This window comes from Rhodococcus jostii RHA1, from assembly GCF_000014565.1.
In the GTDB taxonomy this organism is placed as follows: domain Bacteria; phylum Actinomycetota; class Actinomycetes; order Mycobacteriales; family Mycobacteriaceae; genus Rhodococcus_F; species Rhodococcus_F jostii_A.
Window position 1 is genome coordinate 1 of sequence record NC_008269.1, and the last position, 23,031, is coordinate 23,031.

17 protein-coding genes and 6 pseudogenes are annotated in these 23,031 nt (G+C 67.3%); 5 read left to right on the forward strand and 18 right to left on the reverse strand.

All coding sequences use genetic code 11. The annotated features are described in order from the left end of the window. Positions 1 to 709: 709 nt before the first annotated feature. Positions 710 to 824: pseudogene (locus tag RHA1_RS54020) on the forward strand (Clp protease N-terminal domain-containing protein); the annotation flags it as partial. Positions 825 to 1,106: 282 nt separating this feature from the next. Here RHA1_RS54020 and RHA1_RS35600 read toward each other — a convergent pair. From RHA1_RS35600 to RHA1_RS35625, 5 genes and pseudogenes are all read right to left on the reverse strand, one after another. Next, positions 1,107 to 1,498, reverse strand: a pseudogene (locus tag RHA1_RS35600) (DUF6308 family protein). A gap of 32 nt (positions 1,499 to 1,530) precedes the next feature. Continuing rightward, the gene (locus RHA1_RS45370) at positions 1,531 to 2,331 is read right to left on the reverse strand and encodes an RES domain-containing protein (protein WP_011598949.1); all 801 of its coding nucleotides are present in this window, start codon (positions 2,329 to 2,331) and stop codon (positions 1,531 to 1,533) included. Positions 2,332 to 2,349: 18 nt separating this feature from the next. After that, positions 2,350 to 2,727: a hypothetical protein gene (locus tag RHA1_RS35610; protein ID WP_011598950.1), complete on the reverse strand. Its 378-nt coding sequence runs from the start codon at positions 2,725 to 2,727 to the stop codon at positions 2,350 to 2,352. Positions 2,728 to 3,619: 892 nt separating this feature from the next. Further along, positions 3,620 to 3,934, reverse strand: coding sequence for a type II toxin-antitoxin system PemK/MazF family toxin (locus RHA1_RS35620; protein WP_041813107.1), 315 nt, complete (start codon positions 3,932 to 3,934; stop codon positions 3,620 to 3,622). Further along, positions 3,924 to 4,154 carry a hypothetical protein gene (locus tag RHA1_RS35625; RefSeq protein WP_041813359.1) on the reverse strand — a complete coding sequence of 77 codons (231 nt, stop codon included), beginning with the start codon at positions 4,152 to 4,154 and terminating at the stop codon, positions 3,924 to 3,926. The genes RHA1_RS35620 and RHA1_RS35625 overlap by 11 nt, the downstream gene beginning before the upstream one ends. 130 nt (positions 4,155 to 4,284) lie before the next feature. On the opposite strand from RHA1_RS35625, the gene RHA1_RS35630 reads away from it, so the two are divergent. Beyond that, positions 4,285 to 4,869: a Chromate resistance protein ChrB gene (locus tag RHA1_RS35630; protein ID WP_011598953.1), complete on the forward strand. Its 585-nt coding sequence runs from the start codon at positions 4,285 to 4,287 to the stop codon at positions 4,867 to 4,869. After that, positions 4,866 to 6,065: an MFS transporter gene (locus tag RHA1_RS35635; protein ID WP_011598954.1), complete on the forward strand. Its 1,200-nt coding sequence runs from the start codon at positions 4,866 to 4,868 to the stop codon at positions 6,063 to 6,065. Before RHA1_RS35630 ends, RHA1_RS35635 begins: the two co-directional genes overlap by 4 nt. A gap of 354 nt (positions 6,066 to 6,419) precedes the next feature. On the opposite strand, the gene RHA1_RS35640 is transcribed toward RHA1_RS35635, so the two are convergent. From RHA1_RS35640 to RHA1_RS35675, 8 genes and pseudogenes are all read right to left on the reverse strand, one after another. Beyond that, a complete protein-coding gene (locus RHA1_RS35640) occupies positions 6,420 to 7,424 on the reverse strand; it encodes a hypothetical protein (RefSeq protein ID WP_011598955.1) in 1,005 nt (334 codons plus the stop codon). A gap of 360 nt (positions 7,425 to 7,784) precedes the next feature. After that, positions 7,785 to 8,123, reverse strand: a complete 339-nt coding sequence (locus RHA1_RS35645; RefSeq protein ID WP_011598956.1) for a PepSY domain-containing protein — start codon at positions 8,121 to 8,123, stop codon at positions 7,785 to 7,787. Between the two features lie 87 nt (positions 8,124 to 8,210). Further along, positions 8,211 to 9,584 (reverse strand): sensor histidine kinase, encoded by a 1,374-nt coding sequence (locus RHA1_RS35650; protein WP_063721806.1) that lies wholly within the window; start codon positions 9,582 to 9,584, stop codon positions 8,211 to 8,213. Next, positions 9,574 to 10,251, reverse strand: coding sequence for a winged helix-turn-helix domain-containing protein (locus tag RHA1_RS35655; RefSeq protein ID WP_011598958.1), 678 nt, complete (start codon positions 10,249 to 10,251; stop codon positions 9,574 to 9,576). Before RHA1_RS35655 ends, RHA1_RS35650 begins: the two co-directional genes overlap by 11 nt. 169 nt (positions 10,252 to 10,420) lie before the next feature. Further along, positions 10,421 to 11,241, reverse strand: a pseudogene (locus RHA1_RS52345) (integrase); the annotation flags it as partial. Between the two features lie 261 nt (positions 11,242 to 11,502). Then, the gene (locus tag RHA1_RS35665; RefSeq protein ID WP_011598960.1) at positions 11,503 to 13,005 is read right to left on the reverse strand and encodes an Hsp70 family protein; all 1,503 of its coding nucleotides are present in this window, start codon (positions 13,003 to 13,005) and stop codon (positions 11,503 to 11,505) included. Positions 13,006 to 13,017: 12 nt separating this feature from the next. Beyond that, a complete protein-coding gene (locus RHA1_RS35670; RefSeq protein ID WP_011598961.1) occupies positions 13,018 to 14,346 on the reverse strand; it encodes a TIGR03118 family protein in 1,329 nt (442 codons plus the stop codon). 33 nt (positions 14,347 to 14,379) lie between these two features. Beyond that, positions 14,380 to 15,081 (reverse strand): hypothetical protein, encoded by a 702-nt coding sequence (locus RHA1_RS35675; RefSeq protein ID WP_011598962.1) that lies wholly within the window; start codon positions 15,079 to 15,081, stop codon positions 14,380 to 14,382. Positions 15,082 to 16,201: 1,120 nt separating this feature from the next. Here RHA1_RS35675 and RHA1_RS35680 point away from each other — a divergent pair. Continuing rightward, positions 16,202 to 16,993, forward strand: a pseudogene (locus tag RHA1_RS35680) (AMP-binding protein); the annotation flags it as partial. A 95-nt stretch (positions 16,994 to 17,088) separates the two neighbouring features. On the opposite strand, the gene RHA1_RS35685 reads toward RHA1_RS35680, so the two are convergent. The 5 genes and pseudogenes from RHA1_RS35685 to RHA1_RS35705 all read right to left on the reverse strand — a co-directional run. Next, the gene (locus RHA1_RS35685; RefSeq protein ID WP_050787548.1) at positions 17,089 to 18,531 is read right to left on the reverse strand and encodes an aldehyde dehydrogenase; all 1,443 of its coding nucleotides are present in this window, start codon (positions 18,529 to 18,531) and stop codon (positions 17,089 to 17,091) included. Between the two features lie 521 nt (positions 18,532 to 19,052). Beyond that, positions 19,053 to 19,835 (reverse strand): IS630 family transposase, encoded by a 783-nt coding sequence (locus RHA1_RS49705; protein WP_237727036.1) that lies wholly within the window; start codon positions 19,833 to 19,835, stop codon positions 19,053 to 19,055. Further along, a complete protein-coding gene (locus tag RHA1_RS52350) occupies positions 19,724 to 20,194 on the reverse strand; it encodes a helix-turn-helix domain-containing protein (RefSeq protein WP_041813109.1) in 471 nt (156 codons plus the stop codon). The genes RHA1_RS49705 and RHA1_RS52350 overlap by 112 nt, the downstream gene beginning before the upstream one ends. Positions 20,195 to 20,352: 158 nt before the next feature. After that, positions 20,353 to 21,177, reverse strand: a complete 825-nt coding sequence (locus RHA1_RS35700) for a hypothetical protein (RefSeq protein WP_041813110.1) — start codon at positions 21,175 to 21,177, stop codon at positions 20,353 to 20,355. 314 nt (positions 21,178 to 21,491) lie between these two features. Continuing rightward, positions 21,492 to 21,976, reverse strand: a pseudogene (locus tag RHA1_RS35705) (transposase); the annotation flags it as partial. A 71-nt stretch (positions 21,977 to 22,047) separates the two neighbouring features. Here RHA1_RS35705 and RHA1_RS35710 point away from each other — a divergent pair. Beyond that, positions 22,048 to 23,027, forward strand: a pseudogene (locus tag RHA1_RS35710) (ISAzo13 family transposase); the annotation flags it as partial. Positions 23,028 to 23,031 lie beyond the last annotated feature (4 nt).

A 23,031-nucleotide genomic window follows, 5' to 3' on the forward strand; every position in this document is an offset into this window, starting at 1 on the left:
CCGCGGCGCTGCTCCCGGTGCTCCGCACCGGGAGACGGGGGCGAGTCGCTTCGCTCCCCGCCAGGGAGCCGCTGCGCGCCTCTCAGTGGGTCCATTCCCGTTGCCGTCGATCGAGTCGCTTCGCTCCTCTGAGTTTCCGAGATTAGGTTCTCACCTGCACTTTTCATCGTCCCGTTCGATCCGGTACCCACCACACCCCAACGACGCTGGGGAGGCGGGAGGGTGAGCCCGACCCGCCGCTCACTCGCCTTCCCGCGCCGCTCCATGTCATACCCACAGCATACCACCCACCCCCACGCAGCCCAAAACAATACAAAATCTCGAAACAACCAAACTTGTTGATCAACAATCGATTCTGAACCTTACAACCTGACGTTTGTGCATAACATACGTAAACACTTATTCCCCAATTGATTACTCAAATACATTGCCAATCAACAACTTTCAAAAACGGTTCGAAAACGGACGAAACCGACACCCGCGCGCCCGCCGACAACCCGGCGCCGGAGCTCCCCCGACACGTTGCCGGCGCCCCCACATCACAAACCGGGGACATGTCATCACACCAGGTCACAGCACCATTACACCCGCGGGTGCCGAGGTCGCGTCGATCCCACCCATAACCACCTGCACACCACCCAGAATGGGCAGCAGGGAATTCAGCAGTAGTTCGCGTCGCTCGCGGCGACGCCTGGGGAGGGAGCGCGTCATGGTGTTCGAGAGATTCTCCGATCAAGCCCGCCACGTGGTCGTCCTCGCCGCCGGCGCCGCCCGCACCCACCACCAGAACTGGAGTCGGCACCGACCACCTACTCCTGGCCCTGCTCGACGACCCCGCCTCCACCAGCGCTGAAGATCCTCACCGACCTTGTAACCCTGCCCATCAGCGAAATGCGTGAGCACCTCAGACGCGAACTCGCCCAGCAACCCACCCCAGGCCCCGCCCACCGCATCCCCATCCGACTCAGCAACGACGAATACACCCGCGCCCACACCGCCGCCCACACCGCCGGCCAGAACCTCGAAACCTCCGGTCCACGACCGCATCACCAACACCCTCGAACAACCCGAATAGCAAGACGTGTCATCTCTCCAGGTCAGAGCGCTCACCCAGGCTCGTGGTCCTTGCCATCCATCCACGCGATCACATCGAACACCCACAGAGCTGAGATCTCTTCGGGGAGGCCGGCCTCCCCGCGGAGCGACAGCAACCGGCGATGCAACGCGCCGTCGTCGGTCCGGAGCGCCTCCCGGACCGGGTTCAAATGCGCTCGCTCAGTGCCCAGGACCTCACTGACCACCGAGTCCCAAATCGGATACAGCCACGGGCGTTTACGGGCGATCAGCTTCGTCGCCTTCCTCTGGCCGATCCCCGGCAGCGCCCTGAGGGCGGTTTCCAGGTCCCGATCCGGGCCCACCGGGCATTCAGCGCCTCAGCCTTCGTGTCCAGGATCGCCCGCGCAGCCCTCGGTGGGACCTGCACCGACAGGAACGCCACCGCGACAAAATCATCCGCAGTACCGAACGGCCCTAATGGCAGTGAATATTGAAGTCGCGTGCGACGCAGTCCAATGGTCTGTTGACGCTCGGCTTACCGATGATCTGGCCTTCACGGCAGGTCGTCGGCTCACTGTGTGCAGGGTGGCCGTCGTCGATAGCGCGTAGCCAGATTGCCCAACAGTCCCATTTGCGGTCGTGCTTCGAGCCGAAGTAGATCCCATGAGGCAGAGACCCGTCATCGAGGACCTGCGCGTGGATCCAGCCGGCGATGCCGGTGGTCAAGATCCGGTCTTCGCTTCGGAGATATCCGATCGTGAGTTGCTCGACGTCACGGTCCAGAAGCTCCTGGGGCATTACGGCCGCAACTGCGGTGGTGCTTCGTGCACGCTCCATATCAACGAACCAACCCTGGCGCGGGAGCGTCACTTCGTGAATCAAACGCTCTTGCCGCCAGCCCGCCGCCAGTTTTCCCTGCGGCATGTGCTGGCGGTCAGCCCATTCTTCCGCCACCACCTGGGCAAGGCTTCGAGTGTCGGAGGGGTCATTGTCGAACAGATCGGTCAGCGGCACTTCGATCGCGGGTCTGAACTGGGCGATCGATTCCCCGTATGCAGCCTCGCGCGGGGCTCCGCAATAGATCGTCCGATGCCCCGCGACGTCGTAGCGTCCCCAGGACTCGGGGGAACCGTCCAACTCGCGCAGGGGTGGGTTCATCGGACCGTAGGAGGTCTTCGCTATCCGCCACGCACGCGAGCCGGTAGCGGCCACAAGAGCTAGTCCGGTCTTCTCACAAGTGCGGGTGTGAGCCGCGGAACCTAACGCTTGGACCACCTACCGGCCGCCTCTCACTCAGTCATCGGTGCCCTCGACAAAGGCCTGAGCGGCAAAAATAACATCTTGGATCTTGCCCTCACGCAACATCATCACCGGCGCGGTTTCTTCGAGCCTCGGATTGGCGCCGATGAACCAGCTTCGAGCGACACTGTCGTTCTCGGCTTCGCTGACAAGACGCCAGATTCGGTGCGCGGCGAGCAGTTTGGCGCGGGCTTCGTCTCGCGGTTCGGGCCCGTCTTCCTTCGCCCACTTGTGTGGGAGTTTTCTATCTCGCACGCCCGCGAGGGTCGCAACGAGTGTGGGCCCGAGATGGCTGTTGAGCTGGCGTGTCAGCTCGTGGATGTTCATGCGGGTGGTTTCGATGTGCCCGCCGGTCAGCAGTTCAGAGGACATGGAAGCACCTTCATTCTCAAGTCGGCTCAGGTGCAGCAGCGGCCTGGACCGCCAAACAAATGAGCCTTGGGTGATGTACTGGGATGAAGTTGTGCAGCGTTGCCGTTCGAGCGTTGTCACCTAAAGTGAAGGCCGCCCTACCCGGTATCGCGCCGAGTCACGCGGATCAGCGCTTCCCTGCGGGATACATACCAATACACTACCGAAATGCCACTCGAATGCAACCAGTTTGGTTGGATCGGCATAGAGGAACAGCTCGATCCAGGACGCTGCCGGGACCTCGTCCACCCCACCCGAAACATGTCATACCCACAGGTCACACATGCTTTCCCGCGATGCCGGCATCAACGCCTAGCAACGATGGCCGCACCAAAATAGAGCACCCAACGACGGACATGTCATCGATGCAGGAGCGCCCGCGTGATCCGCACACAAGGCGCACGCCTGGCCGCGATCTCGTACTCGGACAGGACGCACCGGAGCTACTAACCGTCTTCGTCTCCGCCGAAGACGAATGGATTCACCCGCCCGCTGTCGTGGTCTCCGATCCCATGCCGATCCCGCGGTCCGGAGCGGTGCTGTACTTCCTCCGCATCCGCACCGACTGCCCCACACTTGGAACCGTCTGCCACGCCCGGACCTGAACTCATCATCCCGCGCGACCTCGACCAAAGAACCTCACCGAACGGCACGTTCGGCACCGGCGCTGGTATCCGGGCCGTGAGAGAAACGGGCCGAACCGATATCCGCGCCGACCGGAGGGATCGGGTGTGGTCGTGCTCACCGACCACGACCACACTCCGCAGGGACAGGCGAAGCTCCACGCCCCCGTGCTGCCGAGCGCGTCGCCAAAAAATACAGCAGGTCGCCCATCTCAAGTTCGCAGTCCCGCTCAGTCGACCGCCAGGACCACCCGCAACGCGGCCGACACCGCGTCCAGCTCGCCGCGACTCAAAAACCCCACGCTCTCCCCTAACCGGGTCGGATCAACCGCGGCGGTCTGCTCCACCAGCACCACCGTGCTGGTCCCGTCGACCACCACCTCCGGGCGAAACGACGCCGTCCGCGCCGACGTCGAGGTCGGAGCGACAAGAACCGTCGACAGCGGCAGGAGATCGTTCTGCACCACCACCGCATACCGCTGTCCCCGCTGCTCGTGACCACGCGCGTTCCGAGGTGCCTTCATCCGGAACACCTCACCACGCACGCAACGACTCCATCGCCCCCAACACCCGCTGAGCCTCCGCACGATCCTCCGGGTCCTCCCGCAACGCGGCAGCCTCCGCACGCAACTTCGCCTCCTGACGCCGCCGTGCAGCATCGAGAATCGCACCCCGAATCGCACTCGACTTCGTCTCACCCCCCGCGGTGAGAACGGCCAGCGCCTTCTCCATCTCCGCATCCAACCGGACAGTCGTCGTACCCATACCCCAAGAATACGCCATGTAACACAGATCGGTATTACCAAGTGAGTGTGGTGGCGCGCCGCCATCAACCGTCCCCAATCCGAGTAACACGCCTGACAGGCTGAAAAGTAACGCCTGATACATTCTCCTGGTGGACGAAGGAGAGGAGAAGCCGACCCGCTGGCTGATAGCGCTGGTCAAGCTGCCCGCGGAGCCGTCGCGGCACCGGGTGGCGGTCTGGCGGGAACTGCGGAAGGTCGGCGCCCTCTCGTTGGGTCAGGGAACCTGGGCGGTGCCGAACGTCCCCGCCTTCACCGCCGGCATCGAGCGCACCACCGAACTGGTCGAGCGCGCGGCGGGCGAGATCATCTTCCTGCACGCCACCGGTGCCAGCGCCGCAGACGCCGCCCGATTCGAGGCGATGTTCACCGCCGCCCGGGAGGACGACTGGGCCGAATTCCTGTCCGACTGCGGAAAATACGAAGCGGAACTGGACAAGGAGATCCGGATCCGGAAGTTCACCCTCGCCGAACTCGAAGAAGAAGAACAGAGCCTCGAGCGCCTGCGGCGGTGGCACCGCGACCTGAAGGGCCGCGATGTGTTCGGCGCGCACCACGCCGACGAGGCCACAGCGAGGCTGCAGCGCTGCACGCTGCGGTTCGAGGACTACGCCGAGCGGGTCATCGCCGCGCTGCACGCCCCCGAGCCGCCATCCGATGTGGGCGGCCGGCGGTGACGGACTCCAATACGGAGGAGACACACGTCCGGTGGCGAAGGTGGCCGCTGTATGCGGCCGGCTTCACCACCGCGTTCGGAGCGCACGCCGTCGCAGCGAACCTCGCCTTCGACCTCGAGGATCTGGGCAGCTCGCTGCTCTACCTCGGCGTCCTGCTGGCCCTGTACGACGGCGCCGAGGTGCTGCTCAAACCCGTTTTCGGGACCCTCGCCGACCGGATCGGTGCCCGACCGGTCCTGCTCGGCGGGCTGATCGGATTCGCCGCCGCCTCGGCGGTGTTCGTCATCGTCGACGACTCGGACGGGTTGTGGTTGGCCCGGCTCGGGCAGGGCGGCGCCGCATCCGCGTTCTCCCCGGCAGCCAGTGCGCTGGTCGCCCGGATGACCCCGACGGCCAAGCACGGCACAGCATTCGGAACGTACGGGTTCTACAAGAGCCTCGGCTACACCCTCGGTCCGCTGCTCGGTGGGGCCCTGGTATGGGTCGGTGGCCTCACCCTGCTGTTCGCGGTGATGACCGCGCTCGCGGTCGCGGTCGCCGGGTGGGCGATGGGCGTGGTGCCCGCCCTTCCGCCTCTGCCGCGGACCCGTCAGACGGTCGTGGACTTGGCGCACCGACTAACCGATCGACGTTTCCTACGCCCCACCGCCGCACTGGCGGTCGCGACGGCGGCGTTGTCCGTCGGGGTGGGGTTCCTTCCGGTCACCGGTGCCGCCGCCGGGCTCGGCTCGATCGCGACCGGGGCGGCGGTGTCGGTTCTCGCAGCCTGCGCCGCCGTGGTGCAACCCCGGGCCGGCCGGGCACTCGATGCCGGCCACCTCTCAGCGGGGTCCGGGACGGCAGTCGGTTTGCTGCTCACCGCCGCCGGACTGGGGTGCGCGATGCTTCCCGGGCTACCGGGAGTGCTCCTTGCTGCCGTCGCGATCGGCACCGGAACGGGGCTGATCACACCGCTGGCGTTCGCGTCGCTGGCGGGTTCGACCCCTCAGGAGCGGATGGGGCAGACCATGGGCGCAGCGGAAGTCGGCCGCGAGCTCGGCGACGCCGGAGGGCCACTCCTGGTCGCGGGCGCCGCGGCGGCCGCCTCACTCACCGCCGGGTTCGCAGTCCTGGCCGCGCTCACCCTGACCGCCGGCGCCGCAACAACCGCCACCAGCAGACCGACCCCACCCGCACCCGGTCCCCACCACCGATGACAGACGAAAAATGGTGACGAAATGATCAGCCATAGAGCGACATTCAACGAATCGCAGATCGATGGCACCTGGTACACCGATGTGACCACGTTCGCCCGGAACACGCACTTGCTCAATACGTCGATGGTCGACGACTCCAGCCTCGGGATGACACTGTTCTCGGTGTCATTCCTCACCGCTGCCCACCGGCCGCCGGCTACAGCGTCCCCAGCAATCACGCCGCCGTCGCCGCGATGGCCGCGGCACTGTTCCTGATCGATCGGCGACTCGGACTGCTCGCCGCCGCGGCCGCCGCGGTCATGGGATTCTCTCGCGTCTAAGTCGGCGCCCACCACCCGCACGATGTGCTCGCCGTTACCTGGTGTGCAATCCCGCGACCGCTTGCGTGAGGTTCGCCGCGGTACGGCCGACCGCGGGGAGGTCTTCGCGGTCGGCCGCCTGCCGCACCTGCTCGAGGGCGGTGTCCACATCCTCGGTTTCCTCGACCCCGGGCCGGGTGCGCTCCCAGACCCGATCCAGCGCCGCCGTATCACCCCGGACCGAACCGGTGTCGGCGGCGGCGACATCGACCGGAAGCTGGCGTGCCCACAGTGCGAGACGGGCCAGGTCGACGTCGATCACCCGCTGGTGCAGCAGCCGCAGGTCGAGCTCGTTCTGGGCGACGCGCTGCGCAGCCGATTGTGCGGACCCCCAATCCCGATCGCCGACGGCGCGGGTGAGGGTGTCGATGTCGCGTTGCATCTGCAGCTCCGTCTGAGGCGGAATGCCCACGGTACGCACCGAATCCCATGCCCGATCGAGTGCCGTGGCGGCCTGCCTCGCGCGTTCGGAGTCGGCGGCCGCGACCGCCCCGAAAACATCGCCGACGGCGATTGACAGCGCGCCGAACTCCGGCGGAGCCGGACCCGGCCGAGTGTCGGTGGGCGAGGCCAGCGACACCGCATCGAGGTCACCAGCGGGGCTTCCGGTGGAGAATTCGCCGTATCCGGGGGCGAAGACCTTTCCCTCCCGTGTCCCGTCCATGTGCACCTCGCTGACTTCTATGGCGCCGCCGATGTTTCCGCTGGGGCCGGCGACATCCTGGTCGATCTTCTCGACGCGGACCTCCTCGAACACCACCTTCGGGGCGTTCTCCGGGCGGTACACGTCACCGGCGCGCGGCTGCGCCGGCATGATCATCGCGGCCGGTGTCTGGTCGCCGACCATCCAGGTCCCCTCGGTGTCGGCGACGCTCCCGTTCTCGAAGTTGACAACGTCCTCGCCGAAGTACCACACCGACCCGTCGTCGGCCTGGGCGAACCAGTCGATCGCCACCTCGTGGATGCGCCCGTCCAGGTAGGCGACGTACTGGACGATCACCGTCTCGACCGGCGTGCCGCGCCATTGTCTTGGTCCCGGGCAGCCGGGTCACCTCGGTGCGCAGCGGCTCGCCGCCCACCTGACCGCCGTAGATCGCCTGCGTGAGCGCGCTCGTCGGATGCAGCCGGTTCGTGATCGAGGTCGGTGCGGCGAAGGTCGGTGTGCCGAGGTCGACGCGCGCAGTGTCCGATGCGAGGGGCAGACAGTCGTCGGTCGGGTCGCCGGATTCGTCGACGACCCTGATGCGCAGTCCGCGGGGGCGGAGTCGTTGCCGCACGCGGCCGGGGCGACACCGATCACCGCGCAGAGCGACATCGCGACGAGGCGGCGCACGGGGCCGGTGTTCATCCCGGGGCCCTTTCAGTTGCCGTCGTTGTCGGGTACGCCGTGTCCGTCGTCGGTGCCCGGCCCGTCGGTCTTGGTGCCGACGACGGTGAAGTTCTGGTCCAGTTGGACGTCGACCTGGTTGCCGTCGGGCAGGGTCACCTCCACCTCGTAGAGGCTCTCCTCGTCGCCGATCTCGGTGCCGGTGACGGTTCCGCCACCGGTGTGCGCCAGGGCGGCGGCGCTGGCCTTCGTGAGGGCGTCCCCGGTGATGGGGGTTTCCTGGTCACCACTCGAGGCCACCGCGACACCCGTTCCGATCGCGACCGCGACGCCCACGGCGGCCGCCGCAAGTCGGACGTGTTTGATCCTCATCGCATAACTTCCTTCGCTGAAACTCCTCGTGCGATCAAGGCTGGCCCCGGCCACCTGACGGCAGCCTGAACGCTCGTCGAAACATGTTCAGCCATCGCCCGCGGGCAATATCACCTCGACGCGCACGCCGCCGAGCGGCGATTCGGAAATCGACACCGACCCGCCGTGTGCCCGGACTATCTCGTCGACGATGGCCAGGCCCAGACCGCTGCCGCCGGTGTCGCGGGAGCGCGCGGCATCGAGCCGGACGAACCGCTCGAGCACCCGCCGCCGTTCGGGTTCCGGGATTCCCGGTCCGTCGTCGTCGACCGTCAACAGCACGCCGCTGCCCCGCTCGGCGAGCGTGAAGTCGATCCGGCTCTGTGCGTGCCGGGCGGCGTTGGCTCCGAGGTTGCGGAGGACGATGCCGAGTGCCTCGGCATCGCCGTGCACCCGTGCCGCCGTCACGGCCGCCGTGTCGACTCGCAGGGAGGTGGTCGCGCGAAGCCGGCGCGCCTCGTCGAAGACGAGGTCGTCGACATCGACCGGCGCACTCGGCGGACGGACGTGTTCGTCCGCGCGGGCCAGCAGCAGCAGGTCCTCGACGAGGTGCTGCATCCGCAGGTCCTCGGCGAGCACCACCTCGGCCAGCTCCTCGGTGGTGGTTCGGTCCGGATGCGCGAGCGCGACCTCCGCGTGCTGGCGGATCGTGGTGATCGGTGAGCGCAGCTCGTGCGAGGCGTCGGAAACGAAGCGCCGCTGACTGTTTCGGGCACGCTCGAGGCGGGCCAGCATCCGGTTCATGGTCGCCGCCAATCGCCCGATCTCGTCGTCGGTCCCGGGCTGCGGTACCCGGTGGTGCAGGTGTGCGGCCGAGACCTCGTCGACCTCACGCCGGATCGCCTCGACCGGCGCGAGCGCTCTGCCCACCGTCAGCCAGGTCGTGCCCGCCACCACCAACAGCAGTATCGGCAGTCCGACGATCAGCAGCCTGGTGATCAGGCTCGTGGTGTCGAAGACGCCGATCAACGCCCTGGCCACCACCACCGTCCGCGGCCCGGCGGGGGTCTGCGCACCCGCCGCGACCGCGACGAACGGGTCGTCGTCGAGCGGTGTCACGACCCGCGCGGACTCGTCCGGCTCCAGTCGCACCACCGCGGCTTCGCCGGTGACGTTGCGGCTCGAGGCGAGCACCTCGCCGTCCGGGCCGAGCACCTGAATCAGCTGCTCATCGCTGCCGGCGACCTCCAATGTCGGCGGTCGACCGGATTCGAGTTGACGCGCCACCTCGTGTGCCTGCGCCCAGGCCGTCTCCTCGACCTCGTCGATCAGCGTGCCGCGCAGCGCCACGATCAGCGCGGCGGCGCCCACGACCAGTGCGACCGCGACGATCACGGTCGCCACCGCCGTGGTGCCCGCCCGAACCGTGCCGACGCGCGCACGTGCCCGGCGGATACGGGCGGGCGTGCGGTCAGTCAGCATGGGCGACCAGCCGATATCCGGCTCCACGAACGGTTTCGATCACCGGCGGATCCGTCGGCCGCCCCAGCTTGGTGCGCAGCCGCCGCACGTAGACCTCCACGATGTTCGGGTCACCGTCGAAGTCGAAGTCCCAGACGTGGCCCAGGATGTCCGTCTTTGGCAGCACCTCGCCGGGATGGCGCAGCAGGAACTCCAGGACCGCGAACTCACGTGTCGTCAAATCGATCTGCTCCCCGCGGCGCCACACCCGGCGGGCCGACGGATCCAACCGCAGGTCCCCGACCTCGAGCACGGTGGGACGCGGCCTCGCGCCCCGGCGCAGCAGCGCCCGCAGCCGGGCGAGCAGCACCGCGTACGAGAACGGCTTGGCCAGGTAGTCGTCGGCGCCGGTGTCGAGGCCCTCCACCTCGTCCCAGATCCCGACCTTGGCGGTGAGCATCAGGATCGGGGTCCAATTGCCCTCGTTGCGCAAGGTTCGGCACACCTGGTAACCGTTCGCCCCGGGCAACATGATGTCGAGAACGATCGCATCGAACGGGTTCTCGCGCGCCATCCAGAGGCCGTCGGTGCCGTTGTGCACGACATCGACAGCAAAACCTTCCGCCTCGAGCCCCTTGCGCAGCCCGGCGGCCAGGCGCCGCTCGTCCTCGACCACAAGTAGCCGCATCGTGCAGTCCATGATCGCAGCCCGAAACTGACTCACGGCTGAAAAATGCGGGCCGGCCAACCCCGGGCGCTGCCGGGTTCAGATCGTGACGGCACGGCGCCGCCCCCGGCCAGTTCCGGGAGGATCTCATCCCACCGTCGAGCGTGTCGGAGAATGCGGCTAGATGACCGGCCTGGGTGACGAACCCCGCGCGGTGGGAGTGCCCGCCGAGTTGGGGACGACGTTCGCGCCGCACCCGGCGGCCAGGGCGCGCCGGCGGATCGCCGCGTGCACCGACGCCCCGGACAGGGCGGTCTCGGAGAGGTTGCCGTTCTTGCGGATCGACCGCCTGAGCCCACCGGAAGTATGCGCACGGTGGGCAACTGACATGCGAGGTGGTGAACGGCAAAGCTTTGATCGCGCCGGCGCCTTCCTGGTCGGTCTTCGAGCGGCGTAGCCGAATGTGGATTCCGTCGAGCCGGTGCACGCTGACGTCGCCGCAGTTCAGGGCGACGAGTTCGCTGCGGCGGAACGCGCCGGCGAAACCCATCAGCAACACAGCGGTGTCGCGCCGGCCGTGGACCTCGGCGCCCAGCCGGTAACAGCCTGCCGAGCGGCGGTGACGATGGTGACGATGTCGTCGACCAGCAGCGGCGCCCGCGGGGTGCGCGGGCGGTCGCCCGCGGTGGCGTAGGTGCGGCGGATCCCGGACAGCATGGAGGGGGGTTCCCGAGCGCACCAGCTCGTGAGTGTGCAGGTGGGGTGTCCGGTGGCGCGGTGGCGGTATCCGATGGCGGCCACGGTCACCGGGTGCGCCGGCAGCACGGTGTGCCTGTGCGCGATGAACCAAGTACTGAACCGCCACGCGGAGGCGTAGGTGCGGCGGGTTCCCTCGGCCCGCGACGAGGACACCCCGCCGGCGATCCGGGCCGCGGCGTCCTCCGTCAGCTCCGGCGCCAACCCCCACTCACCGGTGCGGACGGCGAGCAACGCCGACACGGTGACGAGCACGGGTGTTCGGGAGCAGTAGATCGGCCTTGGCCCTACTGGCACTCGATCCGCGGAGACAGTGGCTGCCTCCACTGCCCAGGTCGGTAGCGAAGACACCGCGCCCGTAGCCCTTCACCACGGACCGCTCGCTGGCGGGACCGGGCGGCCGTCCGGCGATTCCGACGCCCGGTCGCCTACATCTCGGGTAAGCGAGACGGGTGGGAAACATGGCAAATGCTGGTACTGCCTGCATTACAGGTATCAGAGTCGGGGTCGCTGACGTCATCGTCGAGCGCCGTCAGGACTGTGCGGCTCCGCCGGCTCCCCAGACGCGGGTGCGGGTCCAGTGGGTTCGGTCGGCACCGGGTCCGGAGGGGCCGGGGTGTCGGTGTCCGGCGTCTCGTCCGATGGGGTCGGTTCGGGCAGTGGGGTCGGCTCACCCGTCTCAGACAGGAATGTCGGTGTCGCTGTCGCGTCGACGGTCGGCGACGTCGCCGGATTCGCCGACGTCGGCGACGGCGACGGCGTCGACACCAGAGTCCGACCGAGGGGCGCAGCGAGCGATGTCGAAGTCACAGAGGCGCTGACGGATTCGGTGGGAGCATCCACGACGACGGGAGCGGCCGCGGCGGGGGCCCGCACGAGAACCGGTTCGACGACGGGAACATACGCGATGTAGTCCACGGCGACGGGCTCCGGCGGTGCCTCCGCCGCGGTGGGTGGTGTCCACCCCGCAGCGCGGCGCGACGGGATGTGCGGTCGTTCGGCCTGTTCGACGACACCGAATCCGCCTCGCGAAAGGGGTTGGCTCGCGGCGATGTCGGAGGGGGCCGGGTTCGGCGCGGATTCACGGGCGAACAGCGGGACGGCGAGCAGGGCCGCAGCCGCGACGGCCGCGACGGCTGCCCACCGCTTCCGAGGTCCCGGCGTCGTCGACCGTGTCGCCGTCCCGATCGGCGCACAGTGCGACGCCGCCGCCAGGACCGCAGCACCCCGCGCCGCGGTGGTCGCGGGGTCGGGTGCGCACACGATCGCGGTGCCCAGCGCCCCGGACACCAACTCCCCCACCGCCGAAAGAGTCCCTGCACCGCCGGTGAGCACGACGACGTCGAGGTCCGCGGCGCTCACGTGGGCGAAGTGCAGACAGTCCACGACCAATTCGAGGGTCCCCGACAGGGCAGCCTGCACCGACTCCTCCGGTACCCCGATGAGGTAACGCCCGCCGAACTCCGTCGAACGCAGTGGCCGACCGACGATCGGGTCGGACCCGCTCCCCACGCCGAACGCCACCACGGTCAGGTCCAGGCTGTCGGCGCCGAGGTCGTAGACCAGCGCGAGGCCGTCGCCGAGCGGACCGTGTTCGGACTCGAGCCAGGCCACTGCGGCGACGGGTTCGGCGACCAGGCCGACCCGGGCCAGTCCCGCGCGGTCCAGTGCCGTCCGCTGCGCGTGCACGTCCCGGGCCGGGTGGACTGCCGGGTGCGTGAGCACGATCGGTGTGTCGTCCGGTGTAGCGGTCTCGGCGATCAGGCAGTGCGCGGCGGCGGCGACCAGATCCTGTCCGGTGTAGCGGAATCCGTCGCCGGCGGCGACGGCCTCCCCGATCCGATCGGTGAAGCCCGCCGTCACCCCGGCGCCGTCCGGTGGGTTGCCCAGCCGCACGGTCGACGGCGGGCCGAACGTCAGGGTGGATCGGCGGGTCAGCACCGCGTCGACGCCGTCCTCGCCGGCGACCGCGGCAACGGCGCCTGCGGTCCCGATGCTCAGCCCGAGGCCCCGTGTCATGATCTCGTCCTGTCAGTTGGCGGTGCGCAGGCGGCCGAAGATGCCGTCCTTCTCGCCGGTGGGACCGGCGGTGAAGTAGAGCGAGTCGCGATCGCCCAGGCTCTCCCCGTTGCCGAACAGCAGTCCCCACAGGCCCTCGACGGCGACGATGTCACCGGATTCGTCTCGGACGTAGTCGACGAAGGCGCCGGTTACGTCGTCGAAGGCGGCGATCCGTCCGGCGCCGCCGAAGTTGCCGACGAGGATCGTGCCGCCGAGTGCGCCGAACTCGGCGGGTGCGACGGCGACACCCCATGGAGCGTTGAGCCGGCCCTGATCGCCGAGGACCCGCACCAGATGGCCCGCCGCGTCGAACTCGGCGACCCTGCCGCGGCCGGGACGGTCCCCGGCCGCCGTCTCCTGCTCGGCGTCGAGTGAGTCTTCCTCGCCCGCAACGAATCCGGTGCCGTTCTCGGCCGCCGTGGTCGTCGCGTACGTGACGAACACCCGGTCGCCCGCGGTGACGATGTTGAACGGAGCCGGGTCGCCGGGCCGCGCCTGCTTGCCCCGGGCCGGGTCGGCGGGGTCGAGCAGATCGCCCGTCGCGAACGGATTGGCGAATCCCTGTGTGGGCACCGGCTGCCAGGTCTTGTCGAACTGACGGATCTGCGGGTCGGCCCCGAAGTCGGCGGCCCACAAGGTGTCGTGGCGGCCGGGTGCGAGGGCCAGCCCGAAGAAGTTCATGCCCGCCGACTCACCGTTGTACATCTCCTTCGCCGGGCCGTCGTGGCGGACGATGCGCCCGTCGGCGCCCTGCTCGGTCCAGCCCGAGATGCGGCCGGAATCGGTGGCGAAGAGGAATCGGGACGATCCGCCGAGCAGCTCCTGGTTGCCGTCCACGTCGACGGGTTGGCCGGTGACGACGAAGCTGTCGGAGGTCAGCGGAGCCGGATTGAACACCACACCGGTGGTCTTTCCGATGCCGGCGTCGGAGGTGTCCGCGTCCGCGCCGGGGACGGTGACCTCGCGGAGCGCATCCTGATGCAGTGTGCGCAGTGCGGGGTCGGGTGAGGCGGTCACGTCGCCGACGAACTCGAAGGAGTTCCCGCCGGCACCGACCCAGAAGTGCCCGCCCTCCCCCTGCGGCCGGATCGCCACTCCCCACGCGTTCACCATCGCCGGGACGGTGGTGGCCGCGTCGTACGAGGGGCTGTTCGCGACGAGAGTGGTGCGGGCATAGTGATTGTCGGGCAGCGCGTGGAGTGCGGTCTCCGACGTCGCGGCCGGTGTGCACGCGGTCGCCGTCGCCGCCGCCGCCCAGAGCAGCGCGGCCCACGACAGTGTCGTGCGGGTGTTCTTCATCGATGGATGCCTCTCTCGGGTGGTTCGGGAAGTTCAGTGCTCGGCGTTCCAGAAGCCGATCCACACCGCTGCCCACCAGCACAGTTGGGAGATCAGTGCGGTGGCCGCGCCCCACACCGTCAGGCGGGTCGGAAGGTGCGCCCCGTCGCTGTGGGCGATTCGTCGGCTCAGGATCAGTGCCTGCAGTCCGTTGACGGTCAGGACCAGCACGAGGACCAGCTTGGTCCGGGTGAGCGCGGAGGCCAGGTTCGGTTCGAGGAATGCGCCGCTGGCCACGAGACCGGCGAGGCCGGCCCAGATCGGCAGGTGCAGTCGCTCCGCGCCACCGATCGCCTCGGTGAGCGTCGATCGGCCGCAGATCCACAGCAGCACCAGGTAATCCGCGATCAGCACCCCACCGAAACCGAGCACCAGCGACGCGAGGTGCACGAAGAGGGCCGCGGTGTGCAGCACGGGATCCACCCGGACGTGCACGGAGATCCACAGCACCCCGGCGAGCGCCACCGCGGCCACGAGAGCGGCGGCGAGCACGATGACCCAGGAATCGTGCAACGCCAGAGGGCGTTCGGGTTCCCCCGGTGGCACCGGCAGCAGCCGCTTCCGTCCGCCACGGGGTGCCCGCCCGGCGTGCACCGGACCCCACGACACGGTGTCGGCGCGAACCTGGCGCGGTGCGAGCGGTGTGACCGGCGACATCAGCATGGGCGACTCGGCCCCGGGATCGGGGATCGTCACCGCACCCTCCGGACGACGCCGGAACCGGTGCGGTCAGCGGCCCCGGTGGGGTCGGCGGAAGTGCTGGGGTCGGTGGACGTGCTGGGGGTGTGCATGGCAAACCGGTCCTGAGGGAGAAGGGCGCGAACGAAAGTCCGCACGAGTCAACGGGTGCGGGGGTGGCGCACGCTGTCCCGGACGCCTGTCTGTGGGAGCCTGTCAGCTTCTGGAGCCGGTGCCGTCCTCGAGGAGGCGATGTGCCGGTCCGGTCACGACGGTCTCCTCTCAAATGCGCTCACAGCCGTCTCACAGGATGTAGCTAAGCCTGCCCTTTGTTTGCGGGCCGCTCAAGTAGAAATGTTTGGGAAACCGAAGTCAACTGATGTGGCCGCAATCACACCAGGCTGACACCACCCCTGACGGACTTTCGGCAGCCTGCCGACGACGGGCGTTGGGAGGCCGCCTGTTTGCCGAACCGTCACCCGGACACCGGACGAGAACCCGGCCTACGTCGAGCACAAGTTCAGCCCCGCACCCTGACCACGCCAAGCCCCGGCTGTTCATCAGTCCCCTACGCACACTGAGGAGGCCTTGCTCGACGTCATGATGGACATCTTCCGCCGCAGGGAATTGGATCTTCCATGCGACGGAGGCGCGCCACAAGCACCTCGACCGCTGAAAGATCACCCCCGAACCCCCACCGACCGAGGAGACGCCGACCCACGAGACGCCGCCTCACACGGACTCGGCACCGACCGGTTCCCCGACTTACCGACACCGGAGCAGGATCCGAGACATCCGTATCGCCCTGGTAGCCAGACGCTTCGACCACTTCGACCACTTCGACCACTTCGACCACTTCGACCACACGGTAGGTGAAGTCTGAGTGGTCATGAAGCCACGATCGGTCGTGCTGACAGCCTGCTCACTGTCTCGATTGCCGCGACAACTGATCCCAGGTCGCGACCTGGCCCTCAGGTGGTGTGGTCCGTGCTGGCTACCGGTTGCGGATCCACGCCCCACTGCGCGGCCAACGGTACGGTTCTCTACCCAGTAGTTGTGCCAGCAGGCGAGTTAGGTACGGCATGCCTTATAGACTCGGTCGGTGCCTAGCCAGTCCGTCCGTGTAGAGCGCCCCGGTGTGCGCTTCGCGCGTGAGCTGGAAGGATTCGGTGACGCACCAGCACTGATCACACCCGACGAGACGGTCACCTACCGCGACCTGGCAGAACGCGTCGAGCGGCAGGCCTCACAGCTCGGCGGGACCCGCCGTCTGGTGCTGGTCGCCGGCGCCAATGAGATCGATCTGATCGTCACCTACCTCGCGGCCCTGGTCGCCGGGCATCCGGTGCTGCTGGCACCGGGCGACAATCCCGACAGCCTCGGCGGCCTGATCGCCGCGTACCGACCCGACGTCGTGGTGCGCAGCGCCGACGGGCGCACGGTGGTCGAGGAGCAGCGTGAGCGCTCCGCGCACCTGCTGCACCCCGACCTCGCCCTGCTGCTGAGCACCTCCGGATCCACCGGATCACCGAAACTCGTCCGCCTCTCACACCGCAACGTGCAGACCAACGCCGAGTCGATCGCGGAATACCTCGACATCCGCGACACCGACCGTGCTGTCACGACGCTGCCCATGCACTACTGCTACGGGCTGTCGGTCATCCACAGCCACCTGGTCCGCGGCGCCGCCCTGATCCTCACGACTCGCTCGGTCACCGACCCCGGGTTCTGGGACCTCGTCCGAGCCCACCGCGCCACCACCTTCGCAGGCGTGCCCTATACCTTCGATCTCCTCGACCGAATCGGGTTCGACGAAATGGATCTGCCCGACCTCCGCTACATCACGCAGGCCGGCGGGCGGCTCCCGCCGGACCGCGTCCGAACCTATGCGGAACTGGGACGACGCCACGGTCCAATCCTTTTCGCGGTCCCACAGAACGGCTGCGCGGGTCTTCATCGTTGTCTCCTCTGTGCGGTGGCTCGACGGGTGGGGCTGAATATGTGATGTGGGCTAGAGGTGATGAACTACACAGGTGGAAAGTAAATGGACTGCTGCTGTTGATAATTGGCGAGGCCCTCGGGTCCGAACTCGCGACCCAAGCCACTCCCCTTGACTCCACCGAACGGCGCAGCAGGATCGGGAATGTAGTGGTTGATCCCGACCGTGCCGGTCTGCACTCGTCGGGCGACAGCTCCAGCGTGCTCGAGATCCTGAGACCACACGGTCCCGCCTAGCCCGTAACCGGAGTCATTCGCGATGTGCACCGCGTCGTCGATGTCGCCGTACGGGATGATCGACAACACCGGACCGAAGATCTCCTCACGGGCGATCGTTGCGGAATTGTCGACATCGGCGAAGATGGTCGGTTGCACGAACCAGCCACGATCGCGTTCAGGTCGACCTCCACCAGTTGTCAGACGAGCGCCTTCCGACTTGCCTTGGGCGATGTAGCCCTCGACACGGTCCCGATGCGTGCTGCTGGCCATGGGACCGACCATGGTCGCCTCGTCCAGCGCATCACCGACAACAGCACTGGCCGCCATCTGGGTGAACACATCCACGACCTCGTCGTAACGTGACCGCGGCGCCAGAATGCGGGTGCCGACGAAGCAGGTCTGGCCGTTGTTGAGCAACGTGGCACCGAACAGATCCTGAGCGCTGCTCACCAACTCGGCGTCATCGAGCACGATTGCGGCCGACTTGCCACCGAGCTCCAGAGTGACAGGGCGCAGTAGGCGCCCACAGGCCTCAGCGATGCTCCGCCCGGCAGGCGTCGAACCCGTGAACGCAACCTTGTCCACGCCCGGATGCTCGACGAGATACGCCCCGAGTTCACGGCCACCGGGGACGATGTTCACCACCCCGTGGGGCAAACCTGCCTGCTCCAGCAGCTCCGCGAGCCGGAACACATCGAGAACGGTCTCCGGAGAGGGCTTGATAACGACGGTGCACCCTGCCGCTAATGCCGGCGCAAGCTTCGAGAAGAGCAACGTCTGAGGAAAATTCCACGGCACGATCGCGGCAACCACACCGACCGGCTGACGCCGAACGACGACATGGCCACCGAACATACCGGGGCGCTCCTCCTCGAGCTGCTGGTCACGGACCATCCCCGCATACAGGCGGAGAAGCGCCCCCGGGAACCCGCCTTCAACGGCGCGCGCGGTGGAAATGGGCATACCGTTCTGCTCGCTGACCAACCGCACGATGTCTTCGGAACTCTCACCGATCGCGGCAGCCAACTTTTCGAGAGTCTCGGCGCGGCGCGAGGGCTCGAGTGAAGCCCACCCCGTCGGGTCGTCGAACGCCCGCCGCGCCGCAGCCACCGCGGCGTCCGCATCCGCGGGCGCACCCTCAGGAACGACGCCGATGACTTCCTCGGTGCTCGCCGAGGTGACCGAGATGGTCGCCGCTGTGGACGGCGCTACCCACTGGCCACCGATAAACAAAGACGTGTAGCTGATCATGCCGCTCCTCGTGATGTATTGGATGTTGGTCGACGGCACCGCGCGCAAAGCGGTGAGATGCTGAGATATTCACTACTGACAGCAGGCTTAATTGGGGTCTGCGAGAGTCCGGTGTGCTCTGCAACAGCGGAGACAATTGCGGCGCCCGTCAGCGAAGCACCGGGTCGCTGCTCTCCGTACGACCACCTCGCTGACGATCACACATTCCGATAAGGACTCACCGCGACGTCCGCACCGGGAACGCCGCCCGCGGAGTCGGCACCGGGCACGCTGCCGCACCACCTCCACCGCCAGTCATGTGATTCATGGCACAGAATGTAATCTACCTACTCGTCGGTCGTCAATAACATTTGCGTCGACGTTTCTTACAGGCGCTCGAGTTTCACCCGCTGGGGCCGTGCGTCGACCACCGCCACGCAGCAGCGGGAATCTATTAATTGAAAATGGTCAGGTGGTTGCCTGACGCCGTGGTTCGATGGCCCTGCAAGGCCGTGCTCTAGAAGGCTAGTAGACCGTCGCGGCTAAGTGTTGGGATATAGGTGGCGAAGTTTGATGCGGGCGTCGTCGGTGGTGAAGTGCCACTGGACCTGGCGTTGATCGGCGTTGGTCTGTCGTTGCCAGGCGGCGAGTTCGGCGTTGAGTGTCTCGAGGTCCTCGATGCGCCGGTCCAGGCACTGGCGGGTCAGCACCGAGAGCTCGATCTCGGCGATGTTGAGCCACGAGCCGTGTTTGGGGGTGTGGTGGATCTCGAGCCGCTGCGCGAGCGCGAACGCCTCGGCCGGCTCGAAGGCCTCGTAGAGCGATCCGATGCCGTGGGTATTGAGGTTGTCCATCACCAGCACCACCGTCTCCGCGGCCGGGTAGTCCACGCACAGTAGCTCTTTGACCTGCCGAGCCCAGTCGACCTTGGTGCGCCGGGGCTGGGCATCGACACGCCGCCAGCCGGCCAGGGGCTCGACCCAGCAGAAGATCGAACAGGTCCCGTGCCGCACATACTCGGAGTCTTCCTTCAGATCGCGCCCCGGGCCTGCAGGGATCGGGTCACGCACGTGAGCGAGGAGCTGGTAGGGCTTCTCGTCCATGCACACCACCGGGTGAGATGGGTTGTGGGGGCGGGCGTAGACCGACAGGACATCTTCCATCCGGGCTGCGAACTCCGCGTTCGCCTTTGGTGGGATGGTCCAGCACTTCTTCAGGTGAGGACGAAGTTTCGTTTTTTTAAAATCCGGCCGATGGTCGAGTGGTCCAGGTCGGGGATGTCCTCGACCAGGGCGACGTGCTTCTCCAGCAACCGCAGCGACCACCGCGCATGACCCGCGGGCGGCTTCGAGCAGGCCAACGCAATCAACCTGGCCTCGACCTCCCCCGTGATCTGCGACGGCACCGGTGGCAGGTCACGCTGCTTACGACCGATCGTGGCCTCCACGTCCCGACCGGTCTCGGCAAACCGCTTGGCCACCAGCCGCACCGTCTCACCCGAGACCCCCAACCGTGCCGCGATCACCTTCTTCTCATCCACCACCCCGACCGAGGTGTCCAGCGCCAGCAACACCCGGGCCCGCCGGATCATCGAGGCCGGATGCACCCCGGTCGTGGTCAACCGTTCCAAGAACTCACGATCAGCCGAGCTCAACGTCACCGGACGCTTCTTCTGCGAAGGCATGACAACAGTCCTGACCGGCAGAGGGGAAGGGGAAGTCTGCCGCCCCCAACCTAAACGAAACAGGCCAGAACTAAGCAGCGACACGCTACTAGGAGAGGCGTAGCCGGTTTTTGGAGTCAAGTTTGTGGTGTATGGGTCACGTTCGACTGCTTGATGTTTCAGGCTGCGAGTTGCGCTGTGGCGGTGAGGGTATCGACGGCGGTGCGGTAGGCGGTCGCTGCCGCTCGCAGGCGGCCGGGAGTGGTTGTCGGGGTGGCAAGTTCGGCGAGGCCGGTGCGCAGGACCCGATCGTGGACACAGGTGAGGAACTTCGCGGTGTCGAGTCCGTGGTCGGTGACCTGATACCGGTGGGTGCCCTCGATGCGGGCGATGAGGTTGCGGGTTTTGAGTCGGCGCAGGTCATAGGTCATCTGCCCGGCGGACACCGTGTCCGGGTCGAGTCCGCGCAGCTCGGCGGTGAGGGTGCGCAGGTCCTTGTTGGTGAAGCCGTTCGGGTGCAGCCGGAAGATCAGCACCGCGGAAAGCAGTGCATGGCTGCGCTGGTCAGCGAACCGCAGTCCCGACACGCGGGCACCGGTGGCGGTGGTGACCGGGGCGGTGATGGCGGCAAGGGCGTCGGCGCCGGTGATCGGGTCGTGGCTGAGTTGTTGGACGCGCAGCAGGCGCCGGTTGGCGGTGTAGCCGATCTCCCGGAGTGCGGGCAGATGTGTCAGTCGTTTCCCGATCTCGAAATCGCGGGTGTTGTTGATGGTGGTTTCGGTGCGCAGTGCCCGTCCTTCCGCCGCGGTGAAGCGGTCGGTGATCCGCGCCAACGGTGCGGTGGAGGCGATCGGCAATCCCAGCTGCCGATGCACGTAGCCGACCAGACCCTTGGCGTACTGCAGGCCCGGCACGTAGACGTTGAGGTACATGCGGTCGATGCACTCGACCTCGAACAGCACGTGTTCGGTGACGACATCGGCGACGCTGCGCGCTACGGTCATGGTGGGCTCCGGTGGGTCGGGCGGCCAGTAGGCCAACCAACCGCTACGACGGTTCATACACCCGATCGACGTCGTCGACCAGGGTCACAACCCCAACCGGCCGGAGCCCCCGACCCAGTGACCACCACACGACTCGTCGGGCTGGGGCGAAGCCCCGTTAGTTGTACTCGGCCAGAACGCTGGCAACCCCGGCCGAGAGGGTGGTCTCGTCGAGAATATGAACACATGGAGCGGTGTCCCCGAGTGATCGACGACATCTGCCCGCAGGTCGTCACGAGCAGGAGCGATAGTCAACTCCTGCGGAGGAGGTGGAGTCAGGCGACCTCGGACGCCGGCGCATCCGGTGACGGTTCGGGGATGATGCCGACGGGCCGTTCGAGGACCTTACCCTTGTGGAACAGCGCGCCGGCCCGCAACAACGCCACCAACTGTGGTGCGTTCACCGTCCGCCATCGGGCCCGAGCGGCCTCGATCAGCTTGTAAGCCATCGCCTTACCCGCTGTCCGCGAACGCGGGCCCTTCGTCACCTTCGTCCGCAAACGCACGGTCGCAACGTCGATTCGATGGGGTTGGTGGTGCTCAGATGCACCCAATGCTCCGCCGGGTAGCGGAAGCACTCGCAGCACATCGGCGTCGTCGACGATCTTCGCGACCGCCTTCGGGTACTTCGCCCCGTAGTCCAGTTCGAACGGGTGATCGCCCGCTGCGCCTTGTCAATATCCTCGGCGCCCACGATGTCCTTCATCACCGCCAACGCGCCCGGATGCGCCGACTTCGGCAGTGCAGCAAACACATTGGCTTACTCATGTGACTGTAAGATAATAAAGTGTCGTTTTGTGGTTCCAGTCGGGTTGATGCGGTAGGGCGATCGTGAGCGAGGTCGACGAGCGATTGCGGGAGCGGTTCGAGGTATTGCTGCCGCATCTGAACGAGCGACAGCGGCGTTTGGCTTTGGCGGCGGAGGCCCGGTCGTTGGGGCATGGCGGGGTGCGGGCGGTGGCTCGGACGGTCGGTGTCAGCGAGACCACGGTCCGCAGGGGCGTATTCGAGTTGGAGGCCGGCGAGCATCCGACGCCGACGGGTCGAGTCCGCCGTCCGGGTGGGGGCCGCAAGGGTGCGGACGCGCTGAATCCGCAGCTGGTGCCTGCGTTGTTGGCGCTGGTCGAGCCGGATGAGCGTGGGGATCCGGAGTCTCCGTTGCGGTGGACGACCAAGTCGCTTCGACACCTGGCCGAGGAGCTGACCCGGCAGGGCAATCCGGTGTCCGCACCGACTGTGGGACGATTGTTGCGGGACAATGGATTCAGCTTGCAGGCCAACGCCAAGACTTTGGAAGGCGAGCAGCACCCGGACCGGGACGTGCAGTTCCGCTACATCAACGAGCAGGTCAAGGCGCACCAGGACGCGGGCGAGCCGGTGATCAGCGTCGATTCGAAGAAGAAGGAACATAACTCGGCCAGCTGCCCACCCCGCGGCGCGAGTGGCGGCCGCAGGGCGATCCGGTGCGGGTGGTCGATCACAGTTTCTTCACCGGACCGAATGCGGAACGGGCCATCCCGTACGGCGTCCACGACTTGACCACCGACGCAGGTTGGGTCAATGTCGGCGTCGACCACGACACCGCCGCGTTCGCGGTCGCCTCCATCCGCCGCTGGTGGCAGGCCCGCGGCGCCGCCGACTACCCGCACGCGACCCGGCTGCTGATCACCGCCGACGCCGGCGGCTCCAACAGCTACCGGTACCGGTTGTGGAAGGCGGAATTGGCCGCACTGGCAACCGAGACCGGGTTGGCGATCACCGTCTGCCATTTCCCGCCCGGCACCTCGAATAGGGTCGGGAACTGGCGCGGTGACG